We start from the raw sequence: 7,172 nt of genomic DNA, 5'->3' as shown, positions 1-7,172 counted from the left end.
GGGAGGTCCATGGCAAAGGGGGGTGAGGGGGTTCTCCCCCCATCATGCAAGTTACGCAGCATGACGCCATGCTCGTCGAGGCCGGCGGGTTTGCACGGGCAAACGTCCCTGCCGAACGCCTGGCGGCGTTGCCGGCGCTGGTCAGGGGTGGTGCGGGCGATCCGAATCCAGGGGGTTGGCGACGCGCTGACGCCCATCTTCGAGGTCGAGGATGGGTTGGTCACGGTCCGGTTCCCATCTCCCGAGGTTGGTCACTCATCGAACATCGCGCCGAGTTGTTCGACCTCCGAGGGCATGGTGGCCGAGGGGATGCCCAGGATGATGTTGTGGACATTGGTGAAGGGTTTGCCGATGTGCAGACCCTGGTCGTCGATGGTGAATTCGCGGATCTGTTTGTCGTGTTGCGAGCCGCGCATCTTGATCACCGCCACGCCGCGCCGCAGAATGCCGTTGATCTCGACGTAGCGCAGCAACAGGATCGCGTCGGTGATGGTGGAGATGTGGGCCTCGGTGATCGAATCCCCGCCCGAGAGTTTGGGCGTGGTGCTGGTGAAGAGGGAGCAGACCTCCTCCTGTTTGGCGAACGAGGTCAAACCGATGACGAACTCGCGGAAGAAACGGACCTGGGCGACCCGCTCCATGGCCGAAACGCTGTCCATGATCAGCCGGCGCGGACGGAACTTCTCGATCTCGCGCTGGATCAGCAGCAGATGGTCCTCGAGTCCCATGGACTCCGGGTATTGGCAGATCACCCGCAGCAGGCCGTCCTCTTCCCATTTCTGGAAATCCAGGCCCCACGACTGGGCATTGCGCAGCAGTTGCGCGTGGGACTCCTCGTAGGCCAGCAGCAGGACTTTCTCGCCGCGTCGGCACCCTTCGGCGGCGAAGGTGGTGGCCAAAAGGGTCTTGCCACCCCCGGTGGGACCGCTGACGAGAAAGATCGAATCCCGGAACAGTCCGCCGCCGGCCATCTGGTCGAGGATGGGATTGCCGAAGCTGATGCGCTGGGTCGAGGAGGACTGCTTGAGTTCGCGGGCCGACAACGGCAGGATGCTGATGCCGATCGGGGAGGTGATCGTGAAAGGATACTCCCCCTTGTAATGGGTGTCGCCGCGCATCTTGAGCACCTGGATGGTGCGCCGGCACTTCTCCTCCTTGAGCACGTTCCGCAAGATGATCACCGTGTCGGAGACGAACTCCTCCACGCCGTGGCGGGAGATGTGTCCGTATTCGTTGAGCCGTTCGGCGGTCAACAGGGCGGTGATGCCCATGGTGCGCAGGGCGTCGATGATGCGGAAGATCTCCCGGCGTACCACGGCGGCGTTGTTGAACTGGTCGAAGAGCGAGCCGATCGAGTCGAGCACCAGCAGTTCGGCGCCGCTTTGCTCGACGGCATGCTCGATGCGCACCAGCAGACCGGAGAGGTCATAGGCGCCCGATTCTTCCATGGGGATCGGTTCCGGCGCGGCGTCGATCAGCTTCAGGCGTCCGGTATCGACCAGTCCCTGGATGTTCCATCCCATGCGGCGCACGTTGCGCAGGATGTCCGGAGCGCGCTCCTCCATGCTCACGAAGACCCCCTTGCGACCGAACTGCACGATGCCGCGGTAGAGGAACTCCATGCCCAGAATGGTCTTGCCGGAGCCGGAGCTTCCGGAGACCAGGCAGGTCCGTCCCTTGGGCAGACCGCCGATGGTCAGATGGTCGAACCCCTCGATGCCGGTGGGCAGTTTCACCAGGGCGTCGGTGTTGTCGTTCATGCGGTTATCAACCTTTCTGTGTTAGTGCGGGGGCGAATGGGATTCGCCCGGTTGTTCCGGCAGCCCGAGAATCTGACGGACACGACCTTCGGCGGAGAGATCGCCGATAATCTTCACGGGCGGCGAGGGGGTCAGTCGGACCAGGGTGGGCGCGGCCAGGATGTTGTTCTCCTCGGCCCGCGCCGGTTGACGCAGGATGTCGATGATCTCCAGTTCATACCGTTCCTGGTAGACGGTTTCGGCCAGGTCGCGGAAATTGGTCGTGGCGCGTTGACCGTTCGGGGAGTCTCCGGTGATGAAGAGCAGGAAACGGGGCGAAGTGGGGGTGCTCATGCCGGAATCCTAGCTCTGGGCGCGTTCACGATAGAGATCGGTCAAATGACCCAACAGTTCCACCAGGACCAGTCGGGCATCCTGGGAAAAGGCGCGCTCCTCGGTCATGGTGGTCCAGTGACCGGTGCCACGCAACATCTTGAGATGCAACACAACCACGTCACGGGCGCCGGCGTGCATGGCCATCAGCCGGGCGGCCACCTTGCGCACCTCCTCGCGAGGGGGATCGCCGCCCTCGCGGGTGGCGACGACGTAATGTCGCACCAGTTCCGAGTAGACCCGTTCCAGGGAGAGCACCCGAAGCCCATCTCCGGGCGTGCGGTTGGAGAGCTTTTCCAGGGACAGGATCTCCTGCTCCTGGCGCAGTCGGCGACGGGTTCGATCCAGTTCGTTGATCAGTTGTTGTCGTTCCACCGCGTAGCGGAGCGAGCGCAACAGCAGGGGGCCATCCAGACTGCCCTTGTTCAGGAAATCCTGGGCCCCGTGCCGGATGGTATCCGCCCCCAAGGCGTCGTCGTCCAGACCGGTCAGCACCACGATCGCCAGTTCGGGAGCCTGATCGTGGAGACGCAGGAAGGTCTCCATGCCGATGCTGTCCGGCAGGTTCAGATCCAGCAGCACTGCGTCGAAGCGCTCTTGGGAGATCCGTTCGAGGGCCTGGCGCAGTTCGCCGACCGGCACCAGAGTCAACCGTGGCAGATGGGCGACGCTACCGTTTCCGGAGATCTCGGCGTTTTCGCGCACCAGCAGTTGATCGGCCTCCGAGTCCTCGACCAGCAGAACGCGCAACGGTTTGTCATGCCCAATGGCGCGTGGTTTGCCGTGATGTTCCCGTGGGGAGTCACGGGAAGAGAGCGGGGTTCGATCATGCAATAAGCTGGCAGGCATCGCGCCCTCCATCGCTCTCAACGCGATCTGGATCGGTCCTTGTCCGGGGAACGATACAGATCCAGACCCAACAGCACCTTTTCCTTGTCGGTGAGATCACCGATGATGCGACGCAACGGTGGGGGCAAGGCCTTGATCAGGGTCGGGGTGGCCAGGATTTTCTCCTCCTCGGCGGATTCGGGATGCTCGAGGATGTCGATCACCACCATCTCGTAGCGCTCGTCCAGTTCATGGACGCAGATGCGGCGCAGATTCTCGATGGCTCTTTCGGAGCGTGGGGTTTTGCCGGTCACGTAGAGCTTGAGCACAAAGTTACCTTCGTGGGTCATCGGATTTGCGCTCCTGGCTGGTGCGTCATGCAACCATGGAATGACCATTTTCTAAAGAGGTTGTTTGGGGATTCCCTGCATGGAATTCCCAAACCTGCACGAATCGAAACAATCGCTTCATGCTTCTTAAATTGCTGCACAATCGGGCGGGCCATGAATGGCCTGCGTCGGCTGTTTGGCATGTGCCAAACAGCCTTTAACGTTCGAGGCGTCGCGCGAAGGGGTGGATCGCAACGCTTCGGCTGACCATTGTGAACCTTGAGGATCCCATCCTGCCGGGTTTGCCGGTTCGCTCCCGCCTGGCATGTGGGTCGTGTTGCGGTCAGGTCGCCCCATCGGGCGTGGATGACTCAAGGCATGAGACTTTCAATGGCAATCCATCCTATCACATCGATTGGGTGATCACCATACGGAATTGTATAAACGAACGGTCGCTGATTCATATTGATCGCCAAGTGGGGATCAGTCCGTTCGAACGCGGCCTTGACGAGGGGAAAATGGGGTGCGTTCAGGTGCCGATCACTCCGGCGGGCCGCCGGGGTGGGAGAGGAACCGGACGATGGCACGGCGATCCTTTTTGGTCGGACGCCCGGCACCGGGAATCATGCGTGGTTCGGCGCGCTGGATCTCGACGATCCGGGCGCGTTCGGCGAGGCTCTCCGGGCTCTCTTCGTAGAGATTGCGGGCCACCGTGGCCGGTCCGCGATGCAGCGAGAGGGCCAGCACCGTCACCTGAAACAGAAAGCTCTCCTTGCGGATCTCCAGCCGGTCGCCGACGCGAACGTCCCGTCCCGGCTTGGCGCGCAGACCGTTGACGTGGATCTTGCCGCCGTTGGCCGCCTCGATGGCCAGGGAGCGGGTCTTGAAGAAGCGCGCCGCCCAGAGCCATTTGTCCAGCCGCTCGACCTGGCTGGCCGGATCGTCGGAGGAGGGGGGAAGTCCGCGAGATGGGGTAGGCATGGTGGGCGTCCGTGGCGCGAAGGTCGGGATCCTGGATGGCAACCGTTCCGGGTCCCGACCATGGCACCCGGTGCGATCATGTCCCTGGATCGGCGCGGGGGTCGCGCGGGTCCAGGCAGGACCAGGAACTGTTTGGGTTGAGATGCGGTTGTCTTTCCGTCGCGGTATGATGCACATGCCCCGGCACGCCCTGATCTCTGGGTGCGCCATATTCCACCACGTTCAGATGATTCAGTCCGATCCGTTCTTTTAGCTGGTGATTTTCGATGTAGACATCCCAATGATGGCCGCTTCCCTGATTGATGTTGGGACGGGTCCAGCCATTTCTGAAGCGATCGATCCACGCCGGCTTGCTCTGAATGGTCCGAACCGCTTGTGTATCCAACTCCCACCATTTTTCGGGAACGCAGAACGGGTACGGGCCGCCGTCGGATGGAGCCGGCAAGCGCCAATCGTAGCGAATCGTCCAGTCAATATCCAGGTTGCGCGGGTGGTGGACACAGTGAATGCGTCTGGGACCGATTCCCCTGGGTTGCACATAGAGCGCCCAGCGGGTGATCTCTGCGAGCGTGCATTGGGCGGTTTGGTGGGTTTTCTGATTGCGGCCCTCGATGAGCGGCGTGATGAGGATGACCTGGAAGGCCGCCTGACCCGCGGATTTTTGTCGCATCGCCTCCGCGTGATTCAGGGCTTGAATGACCGCCTCGGTCATGCGGGTCACCCAGTCACCATCCGGGAGGTCGTCCGTGGCTCCGAACAACTCTTGAAAACCTTTCGTCCAGATTTCACCAATCGGCGGATGGTCCCCATGGACAAGCGCATGATGGGCGAAGAGTTTTTCGAACTCTCGGACGACTTGTTGGGTCGGATGGTTGTGACGACTCGCCAGGCTACGCATGCGGGTTCTGGAAAGATCGCTCAGATAGGGCAGTCGGAGAATCTGAATCGTGTGTTCCTTGCAGATGCGCGTCACCATTTTCAGCTCCTGGCACAGCGCATCATCGGGACGGTCTCGAAACAACGCCGGGTCGAGCAGTGCGAAGGTGGTCATGGCACGGCCTCCGCTTCGGGTTCCTTGCCAGCGTTCATCCGAATGCCGCTCGGATCGTGCGTGAAACGCTCCTCCTTGTCCAATTTGGCATAGTAGATGGCGCTTTCCTCATTGGAGGATTCGTCCATGAAATCCTCGGGCCAGTAATCGCCGATTGAGCCATCGCGGGTCAGGCGGGTGACTTCAACGCGGGAGCAACCCGAGACGCGCGATACGTTCAAAATCACCACATTCTTGAGCAGCCAGTTTTCCAGATGGCTGTCCGGTTCGGCTCGGGCGATCAAGCCCCGGAGTCGGCGCACCAAGTGATCGCTGTGGGTTTCGATGATGAATTGGCGCTGCGCCATGGCTTGGCTGACAAAGAAGTGCGCCAGCCGACTGGCGACCTTGGGGTGCAGATGGGCTTCGGGTTCTTCGATGGCAATATGTCCGACCGTGCCGCACTGTTCCCGATACGTCTCCAAAGGTATGGGTCCGGTCTCTCCCGTGAAGCGCAGGGGGTCCGCGAACAGACCGATCTGCACCAGCGGCAGCAGATAACCGAGTCCGCGCCCCACATGCGGGAGTGATGCCTTGCCGAACAGCACTTGAAATCCGACACCGAGATCATGGATGGAAAGCTCTGCCTGGATGGAGAGGGAACGCATCACGGTATTCATCGCGCCGAGAAGGGAATCGACCTGCACTTCGGTGGGCGGTTGAATTCTCGAGGCGTCCTCGGGAATCTCCAGGGAAGGGAGGAAGTGGATGTTCCCGGTTTGTTGGCGGTGCAGCATCGGTGCCGCGAATTCGCCCTGGCTGCCGATTTCAATCGGATCGGTGGTGGAGGGCATGAACAGAGGATGATTGGAGGTGGCGCGATTGGAGCCCAGATAATGAAGATCCTTGACCAGTCGTTTAAGGTCTTCCAGGGGTTGCGCCATCAAGATCAGATAAGCGTTGTGCCAAGTCCTTTCGATCAACTGAGGACCGACATTGTCACGATTGATGCGCAGATAGGGAATGAAGTGATCCAACTCGACAGCGATCCTTCTGGCCGGTTGATCTTGCCATACGGCCACGAAAGGATTTCTCTGGGTAAGGATTTTTAAATGCACAGGCGCATCCGAGCGTTCCGGAACCTGGATGGTCACTTCCAGGCTGGAAAACCGGATCGAATTGGCAAATTCTTCCAAATGAATGGCAAGGGATGCCTGGACATCCAATCGGTCGTCCGATGTGATGTCCCTTAGCCATTCGACCCCGGAGTTGACGGCAAGATGCGTCCGATTTGGGTTTCTTGCGATCGCCAGTGCCTTTCCAACATCAACCCGACTGGTCCACTCCAGGGTTAGAACAGGGCCAGGAATCGGTTGGTGGTCATTTCTTTCAGGCCAATCATGCGTGAGTTCCCGCAGATTGAAGGCATTCACCACGCCATCCAATCGCAAGGGGATGTGATCATTCGGATCATTCAGGGTTTGCTTGAGCAACAACAAGGTCTGAATCAGGGAACTCTTGCCGGAGTTGTTCGGCCCCACGACGATGGTCAGGGGCGCGAGCGGGATTTCCGTGCGGTCACGATAGGATTTGAAATTCTCGATCGTGATCCCGGTCAGGCGGGCATGCTCCATGGTTTTGTAACCTCAAGATTTAGAAATCCATTTTAATGTTATTTTCTATGCTTAAAGTATAAAAGTCCATCCGGATTTGTCAAGATGGGATATGTTCCATGCGACGTGCGTTCATGGCATAGGATCGACAACGATCCGTACGCCCCGGCAAGCCGCCAGAGCAACATCCAGGAGGTGGGTGGCGCAGGGCAATTGCATTTCAAAATTGAGCGAGCAGGGTTGCAAGAAAATCGTTATT

The 7,172-nt window shown here is 60.0% G+C and carries 8 protein-coding genes; all 8 read right to left on the bottom strand.

Annotated features, from left to right (window positions below; all coding sequences use genetic code 11):
- Positions 1 to 224, bottom strand: a 224-nt coding sequence (locus ACV4UY_RS16295) for a hypothetical protein (RefSeq protein ID WP_491608611.1), incomplete at its 3' end; no start/stop codon positions are given.
- A gap of 27 nt (positions 225 to 251) precedes the next feature.
- A complete protein-coding gene (kaiC, locus tag ACV4UY_RS16290; protein WP_491608610.1) occupies positions 252 to 1,760 on the bottom strand; it encodes a circadian clock protein KaiC in 1,509 nt (502 codons plus the stop codon).
- A gap of 21 nt (positions 1,761 to 1,781) precedes the next feature.
- On the bottom strand, positions 1,782 to 2,093 hold the full coding sequence (locus tag ACV4UY_RS16285; RefSeq protein ID WP_491608609.1) for a circadian clock KaiB family protein: 312 nt from the start codon (positions 2,091 to 2,093) through the stop codon (positions 1,782 to 1,784).
- Positions 2,094 to 2,102: 9 nt separating this feature from the next.
- The gene (locus tag ACV4UY_RS16280; protein WP_491608608.1) at positions 2,103 to 2,981 is read right to left on the bottom strand and encodes a response regulator; all 879 of its coding nucleotides are present in this window, start codon (positions 2,979 to 2,981) and stop codon (positions 2,103 to 2,105) included.
- Positions 2,982 to 2,998: 17 nt separating this feature from the next.
- Positions 2,999 to 3,310 carry a circadian clock protein KaiB gene (kaiB, locus tag ACV4UY_RS16275; RefSeq protein ID WP_491608607.1) on the bottom strand — a complete coding sequence of 104 codons (312 nt, stop codon included), beginning with the start codon at positions 3,308 to 3,310 and terminating at the stop codon, positions 2,999 to 3,001.
- A gap of 519 nt (positions 3,311 to 3,829) precedes the next feature.
- Positions 3,830 to 4,270, bottom strand: a complete 441-nt coding sequence (locus ACV4UY_RS16270) for an RNA-binding S4 domain-containing protein (protein ID WP_491608606.1) — start codon at positions 4,268 to 4,270, stop codon at positions 3,830 to 3,832.
- A 76-nt stretch (positions 4,271 to 4,346) separates the two neighbouring features.
- Positions 4,347 to 5,321 (bottom strand): hypothetical protein, encoded by a 975-nt coding sequence (locus ACV4UY_RS16265; protein ID WP_491608605.1) that lies wholly within the window; start codon positions 5,319 to 5,321, stop codon positions 4,347 to 4,349.
- The gene (locus ACV4UY_RS16260) at positions 5,318 to 6,934 is read right to left on the bottom strand and encodes an AAA family ATPase (RefSeq protein ID WP_491608604.1); all 1,617 of its coding nucleotides are present in this window, start codon (positions 6,932 to 6,934) and stop codon (positions 5,318 to 5,320) included. Before ACV4UY_RS16260 ends, ACV4UY_RS16265 begins: the two co-directional genes overlap by 4 nt.
- Positions 6,935 to 7,172: the final 238 nt, after the last annotated feature.

Source organism: Candidatus Magnetaquiglobus sp., assembly GCF_058402785.1.
Note: the sequence above shows the minus strand (reverse complement) of the source record. Positions and strands in the feature narration are given on the sequence as shown.

Excerpts from the sequence above, each read along its gene's own strand:
- kaiC (WP_491608610.1), bottom strand. The coding sequence starts at position 1,760 with ATGAACGACAACACCGACGCCCTGGTGAAACTGCCCACCGGCATCGAG.
- ACV4UY_RS16285 (WP_491608609.1), bottom strand. The coding sequence starts at position 2,093 with ATGAGCACCCCCACTTCGCCCCGTTTCCTGCTCTTCATCACCGGAGAC.
- ACV4UY_RS16280 (WP_491608608.1), bottom strand. The coding sequence starts at position 2,981 with ATGCCTGCCAGCTTATTGCATGATCGAACCCCGCTCTCTTCCCGTGAC.
- kaiB (WP_491608607.1), bottom strand. The coding sequence starts at position 3,310 with ATGACCCACGAAGGTAACTTTGTGCTCAAGCTCTACGTGACCGGCAAA.
- ACV4UY_RS16270 (WP_491608606.1), bottom strand. The coding sequence starts at position 4,270 with ATGCCTACCCCATCTCGCGGACTTCCCCCCTCCTCCGACGATCCGGCC.
- ACV4UY_RS16265 (WP_491608605.1), bottom strand. The coding sequence starts at position 5,321 with ATGACCACCTTCGCACTGCTCGACCCGGCGTTGTTTCGAGACCGTCCC.
- ACV4UY_RS16260 (WP_491608604.1), bottom strand. The coding sequence starts at position 6,934 with ATGGAGCATGCCCGCCTGACCGGGATCACGATCGAGAATTTCAAATCC.